At 47.2% G+C, this 20,916-nt stretch carries 21 protein-coding genes; 9 read left to right on the top strand and 12 right to left on the bottom strand.

The genetic code is table 11. The features are described from left to right. Positions 1-11 precede the first annotated feature (11 nt). Positions 12-1,001 (bottom strand): AI-2E family transporter, encoded by a 990-nt coding sequence (locus tag C2747_RS08910; RefSeq protein WP_215331374.1) that lies wholly within the window; start codon positions 999-1,001, stop codon positions 12-14. Between the two features lie 73 nt (positions 1,002-1,074). Between C2747_RS08910 and purM the strand changes: the two genes are divergently transcribed. Then, a complete protein-coding gene (purM, locus tag C2747_RS08905; RefSeq protein ID WP_215331372.1) occupies positions 1,075-2,127 on the top strand; it encodes a phosphoribosylformylglycinamidine cyclo-ligase in 1,053 nt (350 codons plus the stop codon). A 14-nt stretch (positions 2,128-2,141) separates the two neighbouring features. Here the strand turns inward: purM and miaA are convergent, their stop codons facing one another. Beyond that, the gene (miaA, locus tag C2747_RS08900) at positions 2,142-3,146 is read right to left on the bottom strand and encodes a tRNA (adenosine(37)-N6)-dimethylallyltransferase MiaA (protein ID WP_215331370.1); all 1,005 of its coding nucleotides are present in this window, start codon (positions 3,144-3,146) and stop codon (positions 2,142-2,144) included. A 67-nt stretch (positions 3,147-3,213) separates the two neighbouring features. Between miaA and C2747_RS08895 the strand changes: the two genes are divergently transcribed. Then, the gene (locus C2747_RS08895; RefSeq protein WP_215331369.1) at positions 3,214-3,873 is read left to right on the top strand and encodes a DedA family protein; all 660 of its coding nucleotides are present in this window, start codon (positions 3,214-3,216) and stop codon (positions 3,871-3,873) included. Between the two features lie 19 nt (positions 3,874-3,892). Here the strand turns inward: C2747_RS08895 and C2747_RS08890 are convergent, their stop codons facing one another. Both C2747_RS08890 and murJ read right to left on the bottom strand, forming a co-directional pair. After that, positions 3,893-4,735, bottom strand: a complete 843-nt coding sequence (locus C2747_RS08890) for a SirB1 family protein (RefSeq protein ID WP_215331367.1) — start codon at positions 4,733-4,735, stop codon at positions 3,893-3,895. A 6-nt stretch (positions 4,736-4,741) separates the two neighbouring features. After that, complete coding sequence (gene murJ / locus C2747_RS08885) at positions 4,742-6,295, bottom strand: murein biosynthesis integral membrane protein MurJ (protein ID WP_215331365.1); 1,554 nt, start codon at positions 6,293-6,295, stop codon at positions 4,742-4,744. 153 nt (positions 6,296-6,448) lie between these two features. Here murJ and rpsT point away from each other — a divergent pair, with 153 nt between their 5' ends. Continuing rightward, positions 6,449-6,715, top strand: coding sequence for a 30S ribosomal protein S20 (rpsT, locus tag C2747_RS08880; protein ID WP_046330744.1), 267 nt, complete (start codon positions 6,449-6,451; stop codon positions 6,713-6,715). 75 nt (positions 6,716-6,790) lie between these two features. On the opposite strand, the gene C2747_RS08875 is transcribed toward rpsT, so the two are convergent. Further along, entirely contained in the window at positions 6,791-7,105 is a 315-nt protein-coding gene (locus C2747_RS08875) for a DUF3579 domain-containing protein (protein WP_215331363.1), read from the bottom strand. Positions 7,106-7,256: 151 nt separating this feature from the next. Between C2747_RS08875 and argF the strand changes: the two genes are divergently transcribed. Genes argF through ppnP form a run of 3 tightly spaced genes read left to right on the top strand, consistent with a single transcriptional unit; the run spans position 7,257 to position 9,843 of the window. Further along, positions 7,257-8,204: an ornithine carbamoyltransferase gene (gene argF, locus C2747_RS08870; RefSeq protein WP_215331361.1), complete on the top strand. Its 948-nt coding sequence runs from the start codon at positions 7,257-7,259 to the stop codon at positions 8,202-8,204. A gap of 58 nt (positions 8,205-8,262) precedes the next feature. Further along, entirely contained in the window at positions 8,263-9,492 is a 1,230-nt protein-coding gene (locus C2747_RS08865) for an argininosuccinate synthase (protein WP_215331359.1), read from the top strand. Between the two features lie 45 nt (positions 9,493-9,537). Next, a complete protein-coding gene (gene ppnP, locus C2747_RS08860; RefSeq protein WP_015421889.1) occupies positions 9,538-9,843 on the top strand; it encodes a pyrimidine/purine nucleoside phosphorylase in 306 nt (101 codons plus the stop codon). A gap of 94 nt (positions 9,844-9,937) precedes the next feature. On the opposite strand, the gene C2747_RS08855 is transcribed toward ppnP, so the two are convergent. Further along, complete coding sequence (locus C2747_RS08855) at positions 9,938-10,339, bottom strand: DUF192 domain-containing protein (RefSeq protein ID WP_251374870.1); 402 nt, start codon at positions 10,337-10,339, stop codon at positions 9,938-9,940. A gap of 173 nt (positions 10,340-10,512) precedes the next feature. After that, entirely contained in the window at positions 10,513-10,716 is a 204-nt protein-coding gene (locus C2747_RS08850; RefSeq protein ID WP_011903586.1) for a cold-shock protein, read from the bottom strand. Positions 10,717-10,993: 277 nt separating this feature from the next. Between C2747_RS08850 and clpS the strand changes: the two genes are divergently transcribed. From clpS to C2747_RS08835, 3 genes are all read left to right on the top strand, one after another. Next, positions 10,994-11,350 (top strand): ATP-dependent Clp protease adapter ClpS, encoded by a 357-nt coding sequence (gene clpS / locus C2747_RS08845; protein WP_215333148.1) that lies wholly within the window; start codon positions 10,994-10,996, stop codon positions 11,348-11,350. Then, the gene (clpA, locus tag C2747_RS08840; protein WP_215331355.1) at positions 11,347-13,653 is read left to right on the top strand and encodes an ATP-dependent Clp protease ATP-binding subunit ClpA; all 2,307 of its coding nucleotides are present in this window, start codon (positions 11,347-11,349) and stop codon (positions 13,651-13,653) included. Before clpS ends, clpA begins: the two co-directional genes overlap by 4 nt. A 296-nt stretch (positions 13,654-13,949) precedes the next feature. Further along, a complete protein-coding gene (locus C2747_RS08835) occupies positions 13,950-14,843 on the top strand; it encodes a hypothetical protein (protein WP_215331354.1) in 894 nt (297 codons plus the stop codon). Here the strand turns inward: C2747_RS08835 and dut are convergent, their stop codons facing one another. The 5 genes from dut to C2747_RS08810 are packed head-to-tail and all read right to left on the bottom strand — an operon-like array spanning position 14,844 to position 20,893. Then, on the bottom strand, positions 14,844-15,293 hold the full coding sequence (gene dut / locus C2747_RS08830; protein WP_215331352.1) for a dUTP diphosphatase: 450 nt from the start codon (positions 15,291-15,293) through the stop codon (positions 14,844-14,846). It lies immediately after the preceding gene. A gap of 50 nt (positions 15,294-15,343) precedes the next feature. After that, complete coding sequence (gene coaBC / locus C2747_RS08825) at positions 15,344-16,555, bottom strand: bifunctional phosphopantothenoylcysteine decarboxylase/phosphopantothenate--cysteine ligase CoaBC (RefSeq protein WP_215331350.1); 1,212 nt, start codon at positions 16,553-16,555, stop codon at positions 15,344-15,346. A gap of 9 nt (positions 16,556-16,564) precedes the next feature. Beyond that, complete coding sequence (gene lspA / locus C2747_RS08820) at positions 16,565-17,059, bottom strand: signal peptidase II (RefSeq protein ID WP_215331348.1); 495 nt, start codon at positions 17,057-17,059, stop codon at positions 16,565-16,567. Positions 17,060-17,088: 29 nt separating this feature from the next. Beyond that, positions 17,089-19,950 carry an isoleucine--tRNA ligase gene (ileS, locus tag C2747_RS08815; protein ID WP_215331346.1) on the bottom strand — a complete coding sequence of 954 codons (2,862 nt, stop codon included), beginning with the start codon at positions 19,948-19,950 and terminating at the stop codon, positions 17,089-17,091. Further along, entirely contained in the window at positions 19,943-20,893 is a 951-nt protein-coding gene (locus C2747_RS08810; protein ID WP_215331344.1) for a bifunctional riboflavin kinase/FAD synthetase, read from the bottom strand. Before C2747_RS08810 ends, ileS begins: the two co-directional genes overlap by 8 nt. Positions 20,894-20,916: the final 23 nt, after the last annotated feature.

Genomic DNA, 20,916 nt, shown 5'->3' with positions numbered 1-20,916 from the left:
GCTGCAGTAATTTACTTTTGGTACCACGGACTTTGGGTGTAGCATGTCCAGCCATATTGCAAAAGCACTAAACCAACTGCGCTGATGGGTAATGCGAGCAGGACGCCAAAGAAACCAAATAACTTTCCAAATAACAGCAAGGCAAAGAGCACTGCAACGGGGTGCAAGCCAATTCGTTCGCCTACGAGGCGTGGCGTGAGAAAGAAGCCTTCAATGAATTGGCCTAATCCGTACAGCACGAGGACGCCAATAATTGCGCTACCAGGCCCAAACTGCAAAAGGGCTGCAAGGACAGCTAGAGTAAAGCCCAGAGTAATGCCGATATAAGGAATCACAATCATGAGTGCAGTGAAGACGCCCAAGGCCGCCGCACCTTTAACCCCAATCACACTTAATCCTACGCTGTAGAAAACGGACATGATCGAAATCACAATCAGCATACCCCGGAGGTATTGCGAGAGTAAGCCATCGGCATGCATTGCGAGGTGGTGAATCGTCTCTTGTGCGCGGACCGGAACAATCGCTCTAATAAGTTTGAAGAAATGGTCCCAGTCGATCAATAAATAAAACATCACAAACAAGATCAGAACTGCATTAACGAATCCTGCAATCACCGAGCTACCTGACATCAGTACAGTCTCTAAGGTGGAGGACATGAGCGCATCAGAATTATCGTTGAGGTGTGTAGTAATTTTTTGGGTAGCGCTGGATTTGAGCGTGCCCCAATCCACATCAATATGAAATTCACTCAACTTAGGCCCGAGCCAGGCTTGCGTATTTTGGATCCAAGTCGGAAATTGAGCCTTAATGAGCGGGATTTCGGTTTTCAGGAGGGTAATGAAGAGGGTCAGTATTGAAAATACGACTACTAAACCAATAATCATGGCAATCCCAGCGGCCGCTGCACGGGGTAGGCGATGCCTCTCAAGCCACAAGCAAACTGGGCGTAAGGCATAAGCCAGAATAAATGCAGTCAGAAAAGGGGTAAAAATTTCAGCCATCGTCCTCGAATCCTCTAGAATTCAATGATTCTACCGACCAAGTAGCGTTTCTTACTAATCTTCTATCTCTGCCATGAACTCATCTACTAATTCTTCCTCCAAAGGCCTTTCCTACCGTGACGCTGGTGTCGATATCGACGCTGGGGATGACTTGGTGGATCGTATTAAGCCTTTGGCCAAGAAAACCATGCGGGAAGGCGTATTGGCTGGGATTGGTGGCTTTGGTGCCCTGTTTGAGGTCCCAAAACGCTACAAAGAGCCAGTGTTGGTATCCGGTACCGATGGGGTTGGTACAAAGCTCAGATTGGCCTTTGAGTGGAATCGTCACGATACGATTGGCCAGGATTTGGTGGCAATGAGTGTGAACGACATTTTGGTCCAGGGTGCTGAACCCCTCTTTTTCTTAGATTACTTCGCTTGCGGCAAGCTCACTGTAGATACCGCAGCCACTGTAGTTGGCGGCATAGCGCAAGGTTGTGAGTTGTCTGGTTGCGCACTCATCGGTGGTGAAACTGCTGAGATGCCCGGTATGTATCCTCCAGGTGAATACGACTTGGCCGGCTTTGCTGTTGGTGCGGTCGAAAAATCCAAAATTATTACTGGTGCAACGATTACCCCGGGCGATGTCGTGTTGGCGATTGCTTCGAGCGGTGCACATTCCAATGGCTATTCACTAGTTCGTAAAATTATTGAGCGTGCCGGGGCTAAGCCAACCGATGATTTGGGTGGCCGACCTTTGGGTGATGTAGTAATGGCCCCTACACAAATTTATGTGAAGCCTTTACTCAAGTTGATTGGAGAGATCAATGTCAAGGGCATGGCTCACATCACTGGTGGCGGTTTAGTGGATAACGTTCCACGCGTACTTCCAGAAAATACTCAAGCTGTACTGCATCGCGATAGCTGGCAAATGCCAGAACTCTTCCGCTGGTTGCAAATGAAGGGTGGCGTAGCCGATGCAGAAATGGTGCGCGTATTTAACTGCGGTATTGGTATGGTGGTAATTGTGTCTACCGACCAAGCTGACACTGCAATCCAATCTCTCAAGGCTGAAGGTCTTCATGCTTGGACGGTTGGTGAGGTGGTAGAGCGTCCTGTTGGCGCGCCACAAACTATTGTTATTTAATGCTCGGTAAAAGCCTACTTATCTAGGCTTTGCTTGCAGTACTCTAGGGCCGCGTTTAATTCAGTTGGGTTGAACGGGTCAAATGTTTTTCTTCCAGCGATTGCGCGCAACCAAGTTAATTGACGTTTACCAAGCTGTCTTGTAGCGGCTAGTGCTTTGTAGCGCATTTCGGCTTGATCTACTTCACCAGATAAATATTCCCAGACTTGTCGATAGCCTACCGAGCGAATGGCAGGGAGATCGCCATGTAAGCCTGGATTTTTTCTCAACCGCTCAACTTCTTCTAATAATCCTCCGGTGAGCATTTCATCAAAGCGCTTTTCTAAGTTCTGATGTAAGCGGGAGCGATCGCTTGGCTCTAATGAAATGAGATCAATCCATTCCGGAATAGTCGATCCTTCTCGACCATCTTCACTTGGTGAATCTGCTAGCAGCTGCGACATCGGCTTGCCCGTAATTTCATAAACCTCTAAGGCGCGTTGTACTCGTTGAGAATCGTTGGGTTGTAAGCGCGCGGCAGTCATAGGATCTACTTTCGCTAATTCAGTGTGCATCGCAGGCCAGCCAATTGCTTTACCTTGCTCATCGAGACGGGCGCGGATTTCTGGATCTGCTGGCGGCAGAGAAGAGAGGCCGTATGCCCAAGCGCGCCAATACAACATCGTGCCACCCACTACAACGGGAATATTTCCGCGCTCACGAATTTCTTTGCTTAGCTGCTTGGCATCATTTGCAAAGCGCGCGGCTGAATAGGATTCGGTGGGTTCCAAGATATCGATTAGGTGATGCTGAACGGCAGCTTGCTCAGCTAGGGTGGGCTTGGCGCTACCAATATCTAAGCCGCGATAGACCAGTGCAGAGTCCATGCTGATTAATTCAACGGTTTGACCTATGGATTTGGCATGTTCAGCGAATGCCATCGCGAGATGGGTTTTGCCTGCGCCCGTGGGGCCAACAATACAGAGTATGGGTGGCTGATGAGGTAAATGCGTAGGCTGAATGTGAGGTTCAGTTTGCATACCGCATTATAAGAATGAAATGCCAGACTCTGTATTACTAGCCTGTTAATATCCTTGCAACAAATACATGGAGCACGATTTGATCGATACCTTATTGCAGTTAGGTGACTTGCTATTACACATTGATCGTCATTTAGACGTGGTGATTCAGCAATACGGCTATTGGGCTTATGGTTTGCTCTTCGCCATCGTATTTGCTGAGACTGGTTTAGTGGTGGCCCCCTTCTTGCCTGGGGATTCATTATTGTTTATTGCCGGAGCCTATTGCGCTACCGAGCACTTTAATCTGTGGACACTGTGTATTGGATTATTGATTGCCGCAATTGCTGGTAATACAGTGAACTACTTTATTGGTCGCTGGATTGGCGAACGAATTTTTAGTAGCGAATCACGTTGGATTGATCAAGCAGCTTTACGCAAAACCCATTCTTTTTATGAGAAGCATGGCGGCAAAACAATTATTGTGGCGCGCTTTTTGCCGATCATTCGTACCTTTGCGCCATTCGTTGCTGGTGTTTCAGCAATGAATTTTTCTCGCTTCCAGTTATTTAATGTGACTGGCGCGCTCTTATGGGTCTTTGGCTTAGTGATTGCTGGTTATTTCTTCGGCAATATCCCCATCATTCGCCAAAACCTCAATGTGATCGTATTGATTGGCATTGGTGCAGCAGCGATTCCAATTGTGTTGGCTGCAATCTATAAATTATTTCAAGGTAAAAAGAAATAAGACTGCTAATTAGGGTCGCTTAATGCAGTTTAGTTTGGCTCTCAAGCGTGGCGATATGCTCACGAATATCTGCCGCATCTTCTGCGCCAGGCATTTCGCTTAAGTAGTGATGCAGATCCGCTATCGCAGGGCGTACATACTCTAATTGGGCAAAGATCAAACCGCGATCACGAACTTCTTCAGCCGAGTCTGGCAACAAAATGACTAGACGTTCTTGAATGCCCAGTAAACGCTCCCAGCGCTCATTTTCTGAATAAATCATTTTGAGATTTCTCATGAAGCGCGAGAGAATTTCTCGAGAGCTAGAAGCGCGCAAGAAAATATTGAGTGGCAGGCTGAGCTCACCGCGATAGCCTTTGGCATCGAGATAGGGATCGAGCATTTCTTGTAATTTATTTTTAGAAAGGGATTCGCCATTCAATGGATCCATGATGATTTCACCTTGTTGCAAGGAGATACGCATCATGAAGTGGTTCGGAAAAGATACTCCGCGAATATTTAAACCAATTTGCTGTCCAAGTTCCATCATTAAGACCGCTAATGAGATTGGGATTCCGCGACGACTCTCAATAATTTGGTGGAGATAAGAATTCTCGGGCGCGTAGAAGTCATTCTGGTTTGGACCAAAACCTAGCTCGTTATAAAAGAAATGTTTTAGCAACTGCAGGCGCTGCATCGGTGGCGTATCGGGAGTAATACGCTGCTTAATTTTGTTGCCCCATTGATCGATTTGATCAAGTACGCCCTGAACATCGAGATCTGGGTAGGCATGTTGTGCAACTGCCACCGCTGCCTCGGTTAAGGGGAAGTGCTCGTCTTCAGCTACGAGGGATGTGAAATAGTCTAGTTGTTGTGTAGGCATATAAAGCTATTTTGCATGACGTAGGAATTTTTGCCAGCGGATGCCGACAAGCCATAAAGCTGCGAAATACACCATAGCGGCAGCGGCTAGCCAGGCAGCCAACAGTCCAACTCGACTCCAAGGACTGGATTGGAGTGCAATCCAATTATGTGCAGTGGCGGCATAATACAAGAGGAGCGCAAAAGGAATTAAGGCAAGCAATAACTGCCCCAGATACTTTAACCATGCGAAGCTAGGTAGGGCGCCACGTCGATGCAGGCCTATCCACAGTAGTGCGGCATTCAAGCAGGCGCCAGCGCCAACTGATAACGCAAGGCCGGCATGTCCCAACCAGGGAACAAAAACCAAATTAGCTAATTGGGTTGCAACCAAGACAAGCAAGCCAATTTTTACTGGAGTGCGGATATCTTGGCGGGAATAAAAGCCAGGAGCTAGGATCTTCACCAGAATGAGGCCAATCAGTCCAACGCCATAAGCTGCTAGAGCACGCTGCGTCATCAAGACGTCTAATGCATTGAACTTGCCGTAGTGATACAGAACTGCTGCTAGCGGTTCTCCAAAAATAAAGAGGGCAATCGCACAAGGCGCTGCCAGCAAAAAGGTGAGCTGCAATCCCCAAATTAAAAGTTCACCCGCATGTACCAAATCATTTTTTGCGTTTGCTTTACTCAGGCTTGGTAGTAAGACTGTTCCCAGCGCCACCCCCAAAAGGGCTGTTGGAAACTCCATGAGGCGATCAGCATAGGAGAGCCAAGATACGCTACCTGTTTGCAAGCGAGAGGCAATATTGGTATTAATGATGAGAGAAATTTGGGCGACTGAAACTGCAAACACCGCAGGCCCCATTAATTTCATGACACGACGGGCATCCGGATTTTGAACTGCTGCTTTAATTGCTCGAGGTAGGAGCCCTACTCTGGGAAGTAGGCCCAAATGCGCCAGGGCTGGAATTTGAATGGCTAGCTGTAGTACGCCGCCGACGAGCACACCGATACTCAGGGCGTAAATGGGTTGATCTAAGTAGGGTGCCAAAAAGATGGCGCTGCCAATCAGGGCTAAATTGAGTAAAACCGGGGTAAATGCCGGAATAGCAAAGCGACCAAAGGTATTGAGGATCCCTGCAGAGAGGGAAACCATCGAAATAAGGCCAATGTAAGGGAACATGATTCTGGTCATCACGACACTCGCGTCGTAGGCTGGGCCACCCTCAAAGCCTGTAGCAATCGCCAGAATCAACAGGGGCGCGCCGATAACCCCGAGGAGTACTGTCAGCAGCAAGGCCCAAAATAAGAGCGTAGCGACCGCATTGACGAGGATTTGGGACTGTTTTACATCTCCCTGGCTCGAGATTTCTCCCAAAATGGGTACAAATGCCTGAGAAAAGGCGCCCTCGGCAAAGAGTCTGCGGAGCAAATTGGGTAGTCTGAAGGCCACATTAAAGGCGTCTGTCCACTCAGAAGCCCCAAAACTACGGGCAATCAGGGTTTCCCGGAGAAGTCCGGTAATCCTGGAGAGCATGGTGAGGGAGCTGACCTTGGCGGCGGCTGAAAGCAAATTCATGGGCTAATTTTCCCCTATTTATCATGCGGCTGGGCTTTTTTAGTCCTTTAATGTAAAATCTTGGGTTTTGGTGAGTCAGCTTACAAATTTGGCGAACCCACACAGAATTTTAGTTAACCGTATTTTGTAATTTTTATATAGCAAGGTTTAAAGATGGCCAATACCGCACAAGCGCGTAAACGCGCACGGCAGGCAGTAAAACAGAATGAGCACAACTCTAGCTTGCGTTCAAAGCTCCGCACTTCCATCAAGGCAGTTCGTAAAGCAATTGAAACTGGCGACAAGGATGCTGCTGCTAAAGTATTCGCAGCAACTCAGTCCACAATCGACAAGATTGCTGACAAAAAGATTGCTCACAAAAATACTGCATCACGTCAGAAGTCACGTTTGTCTGCAGCTATTAAGGCGATGGCAGCGTAAGACTTTTATAGATTTAGGCAGACTTTAGAGTAATCTGAGTCTAAGCCCGCTCCTTATCAGAGCGGGTTTTTGTTTTTAGGACTGAGAATGCGACTTCGGTTCGAATTCGCAGGCTTCTTCGATTGGCAGGCAATTGTCTTTGGCGAAGTTCATGACAAAGTCGAGCGCTCTTGGATCAAGATCTCTGAGTCTGGTATCAACAACAACGCATTTCACTTGTGCAATAAGCACTGGTCTGACATAGGGTGAGTAAGTGAGGCGGGGGTCGCCGGAATCGCCTGGCGGGCGGAATGTGGCCATCACTCCGCAAAGACGTTCGGCCCAGTCACTAGGGCGAAAAGGTTTGCCAGCATTTGTAATGCCTTGAATGAAAAGCTTTTTGTGGTTCAAGTTGGCGTAGAAATCGTAGTAAGGAATCGGTATTACTTAGACCTTAGCTTAACAGTCTGCGAAGGCCCTAAGATGACTTTAGGAACTATTTTCGTGCAGTTCGATGCCCCAAACAAAAATGCAAGCTAAACCTTTTGTAGAAAGCTCATCAATGACATCTTTGGCAAAGCCCCAAGTGCCCGGCCAGGTTAAGCATTACTTGCAGTTTGCTGATCTGACGCGCGAAGAGTACGACTATCTCCTTAAGCGCTCTGCTTGGCTTAAGACGAAGTTCAAAAGTTACGAGACTTGGCATCCCTTGCACGATCGCACTCTAGCGATGATCTTTGAGAAGCATTCGACCCGCACCCGCCTTTCGTTTGAGGCGGGCATCCACCAGCTTGGTGGTCATGCTGTATACCTGAACACCCGTGACACTCAGTTAGGTCGTGGCGAGCCTGTAGAGGACGCTGCGCAGGTGATTTCCAGGATGACGGACATCATCATGATTCGTACTTTTGGCCAAGAGATTATTGAGCGCTTCGCAGCAAACTCTCGAGTGCCCGTGATCAATGGTCTTACCAATGAGTACCATCCTTGCCAGGTATTGGCCGATATCTTTACTTTTGTAGAGGCACGCGGTCCGATTCAGGGTAAAACAGTTGCTTGGGTAGGGGATGCCAACAACATGGCCTATACCTGGATTCAGGCGGCGGAGTGTTTGGACTTTGAAATTCGCTTCTCTGCCCCGAGTGGCTATCAGTTAGATGACTCCAGATTGACTCCGAAAGCTTTAAAGCATCTGACCATTTGCGCTGATCCAAAAGACGCCTGTAAGGGTGCCGACTTGGTTACTACCGATGTATGGACTAGCATGGGCTATGAGGATGAAAATACTTCTCGTATGGCGGCTTTTAAAGACTGGATGGTCGATGAAGAGCTTATGGCATTAGCAAAACCAGAGGCTTTGTTTATGCATTGCTTGCCGGCGCATCGTGGTGAAGAGGTTTCTGCAGAAGTGATTGATGGTCCCCAAAGCATCGTTTGGGAAGAGGCTGAAAATCGTTTACATGTTCAAAAGGCCTTGATGGAGTATTTACTCTGCGGCCGTTTGGAATAAGTATTTAAGTAATTTATTTTTGTTATTTATTAGTTAATTTTTTGATTGAATAGAAATCATGTCTGATATTAAAAAAGTAGTTCTAGCATATTCCGGTGGTCTTGATACCAGCGTGATTCTCAAATGGCTTCAAGATACTTATCAATGTGAGATCGTGACTTTTACAGCTGATTTAGGTCAGGGTGAAGAATTGGAGCCGGCACGCGCCAAAGCACTGCAGTTTGGCATCAAGCCAGAAAATATCTTTATCGACGACTTGCGTGAAGAGTTTGTGCGTGACTTTGTGTTCCCCATGTTCCGCGCCAATACGATTTACGAGGGCGAGTACCTTTTAGGCACATCCATCGCGCGTCCGTTGATTGCTAAGCGTCAAATTGAAATTGCGCGTGCGACTGGTGCTGACTCTGTATCCCATGGCGCTACTGGTAAAGGTAATGACCAAGTTCGTTTTGAGTTGGGCTACTACGCACTTGAGCCAGGAATCAAGGTAATTGCACCATGGCGAGAGTGGGATTTGCTCTCTCGTGAAAAATTGATGGCCTATGCAGAAAAGCATGGCATTCCAGTAGAGATGAAGCATAAGCAGGGCGGCTCACCTTATTCCATGGATGCTAATTTATTGCATATTAGCTATGAAGGTCGTCATCTCGAAAATCCAAATGCTGAAGCAGAAGAATCCATGTGGCGTTGGACGGTATCTCCTGAGAAGGCTCCAGACGCCCCAGAAATTATTGAAATTGAATTCCGCACTGGTGATCCAGTGGCGATTAATGGCAAGGCTTACAAGCCACATGAGTTGTTAGCTGAGCTCAATCGTATCGGTGGTATGCATGGCATTGGTCGTCTTGACTTAGTTGAGAATCGCTTTGTAGGCATGAAGAGCCGTGGTTGCTATGAAACTCCTGGCGGCACTATCTTGCTAAAAGCGCACCGCGGTATTGAGAGTATTACTTTGGACCGTGAAGTAGCTCACCTCAAAGATGACCTGATGCCACGTTACGCAAGCATGATCTACAACGGTCTGTGGTGGGCTCCAGAGCGTCTGGCTCTACAGACATTGATTGATCACACGCAACAAATGGTGAATGGTGTTGTACGCCTGAAGCTCTACAAGGGCTCTGTCTCTGTGATCTCACGTGACTCAGCAAATACTTTGTTTGATCAGACTATCGCTACCTTTGATGATGATGGCGGTGCTTATAACCAAGCAGATGCTGGTGGATTCATTAAGCTCAATGCTTTGCGTATGCGGATTGCTGAAACTGCAAGACGCAAGCGTGCCAAATAATTTATATAAATAACTAACTAGTAATTCAGATTAGAAAGAATAAAGATGCAATTTGATCAAGTTTCTGTAGGTAAAAAAGCCAATGTATTTTTCGATGGCAAGTGCGTATCCCATACCGTGACTTTGCCAAACGGCGTTCGTAAATCTGTTGGTGTTGTATTACCAAGCACTTTACGTTTTGACCTGAGCACCAAAGAAATCATGGAAGTGGTTGATGGCAATGCCTTTGTCAGTATTAATGGCGCCCCAGAGGTGGAGTTCAAGGCGGGTCAAAGCTGGGAAGTAGAAAAAGGCGGTTATTTCATTATTCGTGCTGAGTCTCCAGTGCACTATGTCTGTCACTTTGAATAAGTGAGTTTGCGAGTAAGGTGAGTATCTCCCATTTACTCAAAAGAAAACGCAGATCTCGGTCTGCGTTTTTTGTTTTATAGCTAGGATCAGTCGCTTATTTTCTTGGTAGTCCTTGAATGACCGTGCCAGGCACGATGACTCTCTCGGAGAACCATTGTTTATTCATTTCTAGGGCATAACGTACTGCTGCCTTAGGGCAGTGGTTGTTAGTAGTCTCGGCCTGCATCTCTTCGATATTTACAATCTTGCCGTCATCAGCAATAAAAGCAATCGATAGAGGAATCTTTGTGTTATTCATCCAGAAGCAATGCCCTGCTTTTTGCTCAAAGATAAAGAGCATGCCGGAGTTAGTAGGCATGCTGGTGCGATTCATGAGTCCGACCTCGCGAGCCTTAGGTGTATCAGCTAACTCGGCCTGAATGCGATAGATACCGGCCTTGAGTTCAATTGTTGGCAAGCCGACATTCTGCTGGGCAAATGATGGTGCTGAAAACATTCCAGCAATCGCCGTCAGTGAAAAGATAAATTGTTTGATGTTGTGTAAACTCATAGTGGTTTCAGGAGTGGGTGAGTGAAGGTAATTCTAAGGCAGGGATAGTAAGGCAAGAAAATGCAGGCGAAAAAAAACCCAGGAACAAGTCCTGGGTTTTAGTAATGATCTAAAGCAGATTAAGCTGCTTGGATATTAGTAGCTTGCTTGCCCTTAGGACCTTGGGTAATGTCAAACGTTACCTTTTGGTTTTCCTTGAGTGTTTTAAACCCAGGCATTGTGATTGCGCTGAAATGCGCAAACAACTCTTCTTCACCATCATCAGGTTTGATAAAGCCAAAACCTTTTGCATCATTGAACCACTTAACAATTCCGGTCGCCATGCGAACTCCATTACATAAACTTAAAACAACCGTGATGAGGGTGAATACTTTTTAATCAGTCTCGCTCTACAACACGCCTAAATAGGACTTCAAATAAAGCCTACCCCCTGATTGTTTGCCCTTTATGGTGGGGTGTCAAGGGGGTGGGTAAATATAGTTACTCTTAACCCCCCCTTTTTTTATCGAAAAATGCCCCAATATAGTGTTTAAGGCACTTTCTTGATGGTTTTTTCGCAACAAAGCTTCCAAATCCCAATTTTTTATTTCTGTGTTTAGAATGTTTTATATGAGTCGTACAACGAAAAATCCAACGGTTGGCAATCCAAACAACCCCCACATTGAAGACACCATTCTTCTCGAAAAGCAGGCCGAGAAACTAAAGTCGCCTTCGATGTATAAAGTTTTACTATTAAATGACGATTACACGCCAATGGAATTTGTGGTGATGGTCATTCAGGAGTATTTTAATAAGGATCATGAGACAGCTACACGGATCATGTTGCAGGTTCATTTAGTTGGTAAAGGCATTTGCGGTTTATTTACACGTGATGTTGCAGCAACAAAAGTGCATCAAGTTATCGAGCTCTCGCGCGAAGCGGGTCACCCACTACAGTGCACTATGGAGGAAGCATGATTGCCCAGGAATTAGAAGTCAGTTTGCATATGGCGTTTGTTGATGCGCGAGCTTCAAGACATGAATTTATTACGGTGGAGCATTTGCTCGCTGCCTTACTAGACAATGCGACCGCAGTGGAGGTTTTAAAAGCCTGCGCTGTCAATATTGCTGAGCTTCGTACCCAGCTCAAAAATTTTATTAATGACAATACACCTGTGGTTCCGGGTAATGATGAAGTTGATACCCAACCAACCCTAGGTTTTCAGCGAGTGATCCAACGCGCCATCATGCACGTGCAATCCACTTCAAATGGGAAGAAGGAAGTTACCGGGGCAAATGTACTCGTAGCGATCTTTGGTGAAAAAGATTCTCATGCGGTGTATTTCTTGCAACAGCAAGGTGTCACTCGTTTAGATGTGGTGAACTTTATTAGTCACGGTGTCCGTAAAGATCAAGCTGAGAGTGTGAAGCCTGCTGAGGCTACCCAAGAGGCTGAGGATGCATCGTCTGGCGGTAAGGAGAGCCCTTTAGAGCAATATACCCAGAACCTCAATGTGCTGGCTAAGCAGGGCAAGATTGATCCGCTGATTGGGCGCGATAGTGAAGTTGAGCGTGTGATTCAGGTACTGTGCCGTCGTCGTAAAAATAATCCGCTACTGGTAGGTGAGGCGGGCGTAGGTAAGACTGCGATTGCTGAAGGCTTAGCTTGGAGAATTGTGAAGGGTGATGTCCCTGAGATCTTGGCTGATGCCACAGTCTATTCATTAGACATGGGCGCGCTATTGGCGGGAACTAAGTATCGCGGAGATTTTGAGCAGCGCTTGAAGAGTGTCCTCAAATCTTTAAAAGACAGTGCCCATGGTGTTTTATTTATCGATGAGATTCACACCTTAATTGGTGCGGGTGCTGCATCGGGCGGTACATTAGATGCAAGTAATTTACTCAAGCCTGCGCTATCCAATGGCCAGCTCAAGTGTATCGGTGCAACTACCTTTACAGAGTACCGCGGCATTTTCGAAAAAGACGCTGCTCTGTCGCGTCGCTTCCAGAAGGTTGACGTAGTTGAGCCAACTGTAGATCAGACTGTGCAAATCTTGCGTGGTTTGAAGTCACGCTTCGAAGAGCATCACGGCGTTAAATATGCTTCTGCTGCTTTAGTGGCTGCAGCTGAACTATCTTCACGCTACATCAATGATCGCCATTTGCCAGACAAAGCAATTGATGTGATTGATGAGGCCGGTGCAGCGCAACGTATTCTGCCTAAGTCCAAACAGAAGAAAACCATTGGTCGCCCAGAAATTGAAGAGATCGTTGCCAAGATTGCTCGCATACCGCCACAGTCTGTAACCGTGGACGATCGCAGCAAACTACAAACATTAGATCGCGATATTAAGAGCGTGGTGTTTGGTCAAGATCCTGCAATTGAGGCCTTGGCAAGTGCTATTAAGATGACTCGTGCCGGTCTGGGTAAGGTTGACAGGCCAATTGGCTCATTCTTATTCTCGGGCCCAACTGGTGTGGGTAAGACTGAGGTAGCCAAGCAGCTCGCTTATATCTTAGGCATTGAGCTTCTGCGCTTTGATATGTCTGAGTACATGGAGCGTCATGCTGTCAGCCGCTTAATTGGCGCGCCTCCAGGATATGTCGGCTTTGATCAAGGTGGTTTGCTAACTGAGGCTGTTAACAAGAAGCCACATTGCGTTCTCTTGCTCGATGAAGTTGAAAAAGCACATCCAGATATTTTCAATATCCTCTTGCAGGTAATGGATCACGGCACTCTCACGGACAACAACGGTCGTAAGACCGATTTCCGTAATGTCATCATTATCATGACAACCAATGCTGGTGCTGAGGCAATGCAGAAGTCCACCATCGGCTTTACTAATGCGCGTGAGTCTGGCGATGAGATGGCGGATATTAAGAAGTTCTTTACGCCAGAGTTCCGCAATCGTTTAGATGCGATTGTTTCCTTCAAGGCGCTGGATGAGACCATCATCATGCGCGTGGTAGATAAGTTCCTGATGCAGTTAGAGGAGCAACTTCATGAGAAGAAGGTGGATGCTACATTTAGCACAGCATTGCGTGCCCATCTAGCTAAACACGGATTTGACCCACTCATGGGCGCAAGACCAATGCAGCGAATCATTCAAGACACGGTTCGCAAAGCACTTGCTGATGAATTGCTATTTGGCAAGTTGGCGCAGGGTGGTCATGTGGATGTCGATATTGATGCTGATGGCAAAGTACAACTTCAGTTTGATGCCCCAGTAGTTCCGGGTAAGCGGCCAAAAGCTGATGTAGCTCCAGTCGAGGAAATCTAGGTCTTACGAATGTATTTCTGAAGTAATGACAGACTGTAAAGACCACCTTCGGGTGGTTTTTAAATTTCACAATGGCCCTAGATAATTAATGTTATCCGCACAATCTGTCACTTAGTGCTCATTCAGGTGCCCAGAAGGTCTTTAGGAATGAGTTGTGTCTATTGTTGTGCTTAGAGAGTATCTTAATGGCAGTCCAAGGCTGATAACTGTTACAGCACTGGGTTTTTCAACCTCACGTAACAGTCGTCCTCTCTAGCGAATTAGAGTAGGTCTCATCCCTCTCAGAGAATTCTTATATGTTTAAAAAACTTGTATTGGCAAGTTTGATTGCGTTCGTATTTACGAAGCCATACGCTCAAATTACAGTCGACACTACCGGCGGTACTACCGGTGGCGCTGTCACTAGTAGTCCCCTGAGTAATTCTGTTTCAAGCGTAGGTAGCTTATCTACGGGCGCGTCTACCTCAGCTGGTGGTGCTGGTGGGTCGGTTGGTAGCCTCACAACGGGAGCCTCAACATCGGCTGGTGGTGCCGGTGGATCTGTAGGTAATTTAACAACTGGTGCCTCTACATCTACTGGTGGGTCGGTTGGTAGCCTCACAACGGGAGCCTCAACATCGGCTGGTGGTGCCGGTGGATCTATAGGTAATTTAACAACTGGTGCCTCTACATCAGCTGGTGGATCGGTTGGCAATACTACTTCTGGTGCCTCAAGTTCCCAGGGCAATACATCGGGGAATACAACCATCACGTCAACCTATGTTGCCCCTAAGATTCCTGTTGCTACAGCTTTTTCTCCGGCCAATCACCCCACCGCTCCGTGCATGGGATCTACATCGATTGGAGGTACTGCAGTGCTCTTTGGTTTTAGTGCCGGTTCATCCTGGGAGGCAACTGAATGTATGACATTTGAGGCGGCAAGATCATTTGATCAGGCGGGTATGCATGAAGATGCTTTAGCGATTAAATGTACTAGTAAGTATTCTGCGGCAGCACCCAGTTGCATTCGGTTGCGCCAACAATACGAGAGGGAGTTACAAAAAACTCAATCTGCTCAATATGAAAAACCTCAGCAGCTTGTGTCAGTTAACCTATTGGGTACCTATACGGAGACTATCGATCCAGTCACCGGATATAAAACGATCATTGATACTCGAGGAACGCTTCCGCGCGCCATCATTAATAAATAATTAAGCCCTGCCAGTGCTGCCAAACCCACCAGCTCCGCGACTACTCTCGGTGAATTCTTCAACAACCTTAAGCTCTACTTGTTGGACTGGCATGACTACTAATTGAGCTAAACGCTCCATAGGTTCGAGTTTGAAGATTGTAGATCCGCGATTCCAAGTACTCACCATCAGTTGGCCTTGGTAGTCTGAGTCAATTAATCCCACTAGATTTCCCAGAACGATGCCATGCTTATGGCCTAGGCCAGAGCGCGGGAGAATGAATGCCGCATAGCGTGGGTCTTCAACATAAATTGCTAATCCTGTTGGCACAAGGACTGTTTGTCCTGGCGCAATTTCAATAGCCTCATCAATGCAGGCACGCAGATCTAATCCAGCGCTACCAGGGGTCCCATATGTAGGCAGTTGATCGCGCATACGCTCATCGAGAATTTTGACTTGAAGTTGTTGCATGGAATTTCCTAAAGCGGGATAAAAATAATTGGAATGAGATTTTGATGAGACTAGATTTTTTTAGCAACTATCTGAATCAGCTGACGTGCAAGTTGTAGCTTTTCAGCTTTAGCAATTTTCTTGCTACCACTCTCATCAATGATGAGGAGTTGGTTAAGATCGCTACCAAAAGTATCTGGACCAATATTTCCGACGACCATCGGAATGCCTTTGCGCTTACGCTTCTCTTCAGCATGTTTTTGGAGGTCGGTGGATTCAGCTGCAAAGCCAACGCAATAGGGATGCGCCTTACCGCCTTTGGTCTTGACCGTTTTGGCCATATCGGCAAGGATGTCTGGGTTAGCTACAAACTCTAAACTTGGAGCTTGCTTACCTTGGCGCTTGATCTTTTCTTTAGCTGGCTTGGCAATGCCCCAGTCAGCCACTGCAGCCACCGCAAAGAAAATATCGCAGTCAATAGATTGCATTGTGGCGGCATGCATTTCCTTGGCGCTCACAACATTGGTGCGGGTAATTTTTCCAGTTGCAGCTAGCGGTGTATCTAAATCGCAGGGACCGGCAACTAGGTGAACCTGCGCACCAGCTTCAACTGCTGCACGTGCGATCGCAAAACCCATCTTGCCTGAGCTGCGGTTAGTGATGCCGCGCACGGGATCAATCGCTTCAAAGGTAGGGCCAGCAGTAATGAGTACGCGCTTGCCTAATAATGGTTTCTTATGAAAGAAGGCTATGAGTTGTTCGGTAATTTCGGCGGGCTCAAGCATGCGTCCGTAGCCCACTTCGCCACATGCCTGAAAGCCACTTGCTGGGCCGAGTAAGGCAACTTTGTCTGCCAGGAGGCGCTCGGCGCTTCTTTGTGTTGCTGCGTGTTCCCACATCTGCTTATTCATAGCGGGAGCTAGTAACAGGGGGCAATCTCTTGCTAAGCAAAGAGTGGACAGTAAGTCATCTGCCAAGCCGAGAGAGAGTTTGGCCATGAGGTCTGCACTGGCTGGTGCAATCAAAATCGCGTCTGCCGCTCTAGAGAGTTCAATATGAGCCATATTGTTAGCAATACTGCTATCCCACTGGCTGGTGTAAACCGGATTACCTGTGAGCGCCTGCATAGTGACTGGTGTCACAAATTGCTGAGCGGCTTCTGTCATCACCACTTGAACGCTTACTCCTTCTTGCATCAACTGACGAGCTAGCTCAGCAGACTTATAGGCCGCAATGCCACCGGAGATGCCAAGAACGATTTTCTTATTTAAAAGTGATTGCATGGCGCCAGCTTAAAGGGATTGGGAGGTTTTGCCAAATGACTTGCGTAGCTCGCCCCAAATAATGAGGGCTGCACCGATGCAAATAGCACTATCAGCAACATTGAATGCTGGCCAATGCCAATTAGCGTAATGTAGGTCAATAAAGTCCACTACAGCGCCATACATGATGCGATCTAGAACATTACCTAGGGCACCACCTAGAATGAGGCTGAGGGCCCAACAGAGCATTTTGTCGCCTAGGCTCTTGCGCAGCAGCCAAAGGATATAAGTGGAGGCTGCTAAGCCAAGACCGGTAAAGAACCAGCGTTGCCAACCAGAGCCCTGCGCTAAAAATGAAAATGCTGCTCCTGGATTAAACAGCAACAACCAGTTCATAAATGGCAAAACAGGTTCAGGTACGCCTAACTGCAAATTACTCAAGGCAGACCATTTACTCAGCTGGTCTAGCAATAGCGTCATGATTGCAATGGCTAAATAACGAAGAAATGATCGGCTAGTACTCATATTTTTTATTGGCCTGTTGATTTTCTTACTTATGCAAATAGGCGAGATTCACCGCTGCCAAAAAGATTGCTGATACAACGACCGCACAACTCTGAATGTTCCGTGTTGAGGCCAACATCTTGAGTGTGATGCCAGCAACGGCCACACTTTTTATATTGACTGCCGCGTACAAGCACTTCAAGACCTGCATTGCTGAGCTCTAGCTTAGCGCTAGAGGTGATGGTCACAAAGCGCAGGTCATCTTCCAGAGAATGCAGAATTGCAAAGTCGATATCACCCACTTTGATAGTCAGCTCGGCTTGAAGGGATGAGCCTACATTGCCAGCCTCACGCTCAATCTCAATGGCTTTAGTTACCTCAGAACGAATTTCTCGAACACGATTCCACTTGGCCAGGAGTTCATTGGCTTGAGCAATTTCAGGGAAAGTGCCGAACTCTTCCATAAAGATAGATTCTTTAGCTTTTTCATCCGCACCGTGTGGGAATGACAACCAGGCCTCCTCAGCAGTAAAGGAGAGGAAAGGAGCAAGCCACTTGAGTAGGTTGCGAATGATGTGGAAGAGTGCATTCTGTGCTGCGCGACGCTCTTTGGAGTCCGGAGCACTCGTGTAGAGACGATCTTTGAGAATGTCTAAGTAGAAGCCACCTAAATCCTCTGAGCAGAAAGTCAGTATGCGCGCTACAGCCGGCTGGAACTCATAAGCCTTGTAGTGCGCTTGAACATCTTGCTGCAACTGATTGGCAAGTGCAACAGCGTAACGATCAATCTCTAGCCATTCGCTTGCAGGCATCGCATGCTTGCTTGGATCAAAGTCAGATAAGTTAGCCAATAAGAAGCGCAATGTATTGCGAATGCGACGATAGCTTTCCACCACGCGTTTCAGAATCTCATCAGAGATGGTCATCTCGCCAGAGTAGTCAGTAGAGGCTACCCACAAGCGAATAATCTCCGCACCCAACTTATCGGCAACCTGTTGGGGGGCAATCACGTTACCCACAGACTTACTCATCTTGCGACCTTGGCCATCAACAGTGAAGCCGTGTGTTAGGAGTGCCTTATATGGCGGCTTGCCATCGAGCATGGCGCCCGTAAGCAGGGAAGAGTGGAACCAGCCGCGATGTTGGTCTGAACCCTCTAGATAAAGGTCAGCTAAACGACCATCTATAGTCTCGGCTTCAGGGCGATAGAGCTCATTGCGGTGTGATCCACGAATGACATGCCAATGCGTAGTTCCTGAATCAAACCAGACATCCAAGGTGTCGCGATTCTTTTCATATTGGGCAGCTTCTTCACGCAGTAGTTCGGCTACTTCCAGTTTTTGCCAAGCCTCAATACCTTCTTTTTCAACACGCTTAGCAATTTCTTCGAGCAACTCAACGGTGCGAGGATGTGGCTCGCCACTTTCTTTGTGAACAAAGAAAGCCATTGGTACGCCCCATTGGCGTTGACGTGACAAGGTCCAATCAGGACGGTTAGCAATCATGCTGTTTAAGCGTTGCTTACCCCAAGCTGGGAAGAACTCAGTGTTCTCAATACCAGCTAATGCAGTCTCGCGCAAGCTTGCGCTGCCATCAGTTGGTTTCTTATCCATGCTCGCAAACCACTGTGAGGTAGCGCGATAAATAATCGGCGACTTGTGACGCCAGCAATGCATATAAGAGTGGGTATAGGTCTTGTCTCGCAAGAGGCTGCCTGCTTCACGCATAGCCTCCACAATCTTCGGATTGGCTTTCCAGATATATTCATTGGCAAAGAGAGGTAACCAAGAAGCGTAGACACCATTGCCCATGACTGGATTCAAGATATCTTTATCTGCAAGCTTGTTTGCTTTGCAAGACTTAAAGTCTTCCTCACCATAGGCTGGCGCAGAGTGCACTACGCCAGTACCAGTATCCAGTGTGACGTACTCAGCAGGGTAGATTGGTGAAAGGCGCTTGTAACCTTCATGCAGTGGAGCTAGTGGATGCCAGAAAGAAATATTAGCTAACTGACTACCTAAACAAGTGGCAATGACTTTGCCCTCGAGGCCAAAATCTTCCAAACAAGTTTCCACACGATCTTCTGCCAGGATGAGTAACTTGTCACCTGTATCTACTAGGGCGTAACGCAGCTCGGGATGAACATTCAATGCTTGATTAGAAGGAATAGTCCAGGGTGTTGTTGTCCAGATCACAATCATTCCAGGCTTGGCTGGGATCTCGGACAGGCCAAATACTTTCGCTAGCTGAGGACGCTGTGCATCATCAAAAGCAAATCCCACATCTACCGTTGGATCTGTTTTGTCTTGGTATTCCACTTCAGCTTCAGCCAATGCGGAGCCGCAATCGAAACACCAGTTGACTGGCTTGAGGCCGCGGAAAACATAACCCTTTTCCCAGATCTTGCCAAGTGCACGAATTTCATCGGCCTCATTACGGAAGTTCATGGTCAGGTAAGGATTATTCCAGTCACCCAAAACACCTAAGCGCTCAAAGTCAATCTTTTGCTTGTCTACTTGTACTTGGGCATAGGCACGCGCTTTGGCTTGTACTTCAGCCGTCGGTAAATTTTTACCAAACTGCTTTTCAATCTGAATCTCAATGGGCATACCGTGGCAATCCCAGCCTGGAACGTAGGCAGAGTCAAAGCCCATCAACCAGTGGGACTTCACGATCATGTCTTTGAGAATCTTATTTACCGCATGACCAATATGAATATCGCCGTTTGCATAAGGGGGACCATCATGCAAGATGAACTTCGGTTGATTAGCATGTGCTGCACGAATCTTTTCGTAAAGTTTATTTTTCTGCCACTGTGCAACCCATTGCGGTTCACGTTTTGGTAAATCTCCCCGCATCGGAAATGATGTTTCCAGGAGATTAACGGGATAAGAGTTTTCTTTTTCAGACATAAGATTTTTTCAGGAAATAATTTCTGGCATGCGCTGCATCAGATGCAATCGCTTTGGTAAGTGTATCGAGATCGGAGTACTTCGCCTCATCCCGAATTTTTTCTAAGAGCTCCACGGTAATAATTTTTCCGTAGACATCGGCGTTGTAATCAAAGATATGAGTCTCAAGCAATACGCGACCTTCATCTTCGACAGTCGGCCTTACGCCTAGACTGGCTACCGCAGGCAGTGGCTTATCTCCAAGGCCTAATACCTGTGCGGTAAAGATGCCGGAGCAAGCAGGCTTACGGTGATGCAAGTGATTGGCAACAGCGAGATTCAGTGTGGGGAAGCCTAAAGTACGACCCAGCTTTTGCCCGTGAATAACGTGGCCAGAGATACCATAAGGACGACCTAGTAATTTACTGGCTTGATCCATATTCCCATTAGCCAAGGCATTGCGCAATGCTGAGCTAGAAATTCTTTCACCATCTTCTTGCACGGTGTGAATGCTAGAAACTTCAAAGCCAAATTGTTCACCAGCTGCTTTCAGACTGGCAAAGTTACCGGCGCGTTTTGCGCCATAGCAAAAGTCATCACCAATCAAAATCCATTTGGCATTGAGCTGCTTGACAATAATTTCAGAAACAAATTCTGCGGGAGTAAGGCGGGCAAATGCGGAATTAAAGTGCTCCACTACTATGCGATCGATACCAATGTCGGCAAAGGCAGCAAGCTTGTCGCGCAAATTGAGAATTCTTGGTGGCGCTTGTTCTGGAGAAAAGAATTCTTTAGGGTGCGGCTCGAAGGTCATGACGCAGCTAACTAAACCGCGTGCTTGCGCACCATCCTTCAGCTCCTTGAGTAGGGCGCGATGACCCCTGTGCACGCCATCGAAATTACCGATGGTTAAGGCACAAGCCGGTCCTGCAGAAAACTGGGTGGGGCCGCGGAATACGTTCACTAAATCGCTTTCAGGGTCGCTTT

The sequence above is a fragment of the Polynucleobacter corsicus genome, from assembly GCF_018688255.1.
Lineage (GTDB): Bacteria > Pseudomonadota > Gammaproteobacteria > Burkholderiales > Burkholderiaceae > Polynucleobacter > Polynucleobacter corsicus.
This window is presented reverse-complemented; position numbering and strand designations above follow the sequence as displayed.

Coding starts and splice junctions, on each gene's coding strand:
- murJ (WP_215331365.1), bottom strand. CDS start 6,295: ATGAATTTGCTTTCAGCCGCCGCCAAGGTCAGCTCCCTCACCATGCTC.
- C2747_RS08910 (WP_215331374.1), bottom strand. CDS start 1,001: ATGGCTGAAATTTTTACCCCTTTTCTGACTGCATTTATTCTGGCTTAT.
- clpS (WP_215333148.1), top strand. CDS start 10,994: ATGTTTTATATGAGTCGTACAACGAAAAATCCAACGGTTGGCAATCCA.
- ppnP (WP_015421889.1), top strand. CDS start 9,538: ATGCAATTTGATCAAGTTTCTGTAGGTAAAAAAGCCAATGTATTTTTC.
- C2747_RS08835 (WP_215331354.1), top strand. CDS start 13,950: ATGTTTAAAAAACTTGTATTGGCAAGTTTGATTGCGTTCGTATTTACG.
- C2747_RS08895 (WP_215331369.1), top strand. CDS start 3,214: ATGGAGCACGATTTGATCGATACCTTATTGCAGTTAGGTGACTTGCTA.
- C2747_RS08890 (WP_215331367.1), bottom strand. CDS start 4,735: ATGCCTACACAACAACTAGACTATTTCACATCCCTCGTAGCTGAAGAC.
- miaA (WP_215331370.1), bottom strand. CDS start 3,146: ATGCAAACTGAACCTCACATTCAGCCTACGCATTTACCTCATCAGCCA.
- purM (WP_215331372.1), top strand. CDS start 1,075: ATGAACTCATCTACTAATTCTTCCTCCAAAGGCCTTTCCTACCGTGAC.
- rpsT (WP_046330744.1), top strand. CDS start 6,449: ATGGCCAATACCGCACAAGCGCGTAAACGCGCACGGCAGGCAGTAAAA.
- argF (WP_215331361.1), top strand. CDS start 7,257: ATGACATCTTTGGCAAAGCCCCAAGTGCCCGGCCAGGTTAAGCATTAC.
- lspA (WP_215331348.1), bottom strand. CDS start 17,059: ATGAGTACTAGCCGATCATTTCTTCGTTATTTAGCCATTGCAATCATG.
- coaBC (WP_215331350.1), bottom strand. CDS start 16,555: ATGCAATCACTTTTAAATAAGAAAATCGTTCTTGGCATCTCCGGTGGC.
- ileS (WP_215331346.1), bottom strand. CDS start 19,950: ATGTCTGAAAAAGAAAACTCTTATCCCGTTAATCTCCTGGAAACATCA.
- dut (WP_215331352.1), bottom strand. CDS start 15,293: ATGCAACAACTTCAAGTCAAAATTCTCGATGAGCGTATGCGCGATCAA.
- C2747_RS08865 (WP_215331359.1), top strand. CDS start 8,263: ATGTCTGATATTAAAAAAGTAGTTCTAGCATATTCCGGTGGTCTTGAT.
- clpA (WP_215331355.1), top strand. CDS start 11,347: ATGATTGCCCAGGAATTAGAAGTCAGTTTGCATATGGCGTTTGTTGAT.
- C2747_RS08850 (WP_011903586.1), bottom strand. CDS start 10,716: ATGGCGACCGGAATTGTTAAGTGGTTCAATGATGCAAAAGGTTTTGGC.
- C2747_RS08855 (WP_251374870.1), bottom strand. CDS start 10,339: ATGTTTTCAGCACCATCATTTGCCCAGCAGAATGTCGGCTTGCCAACA.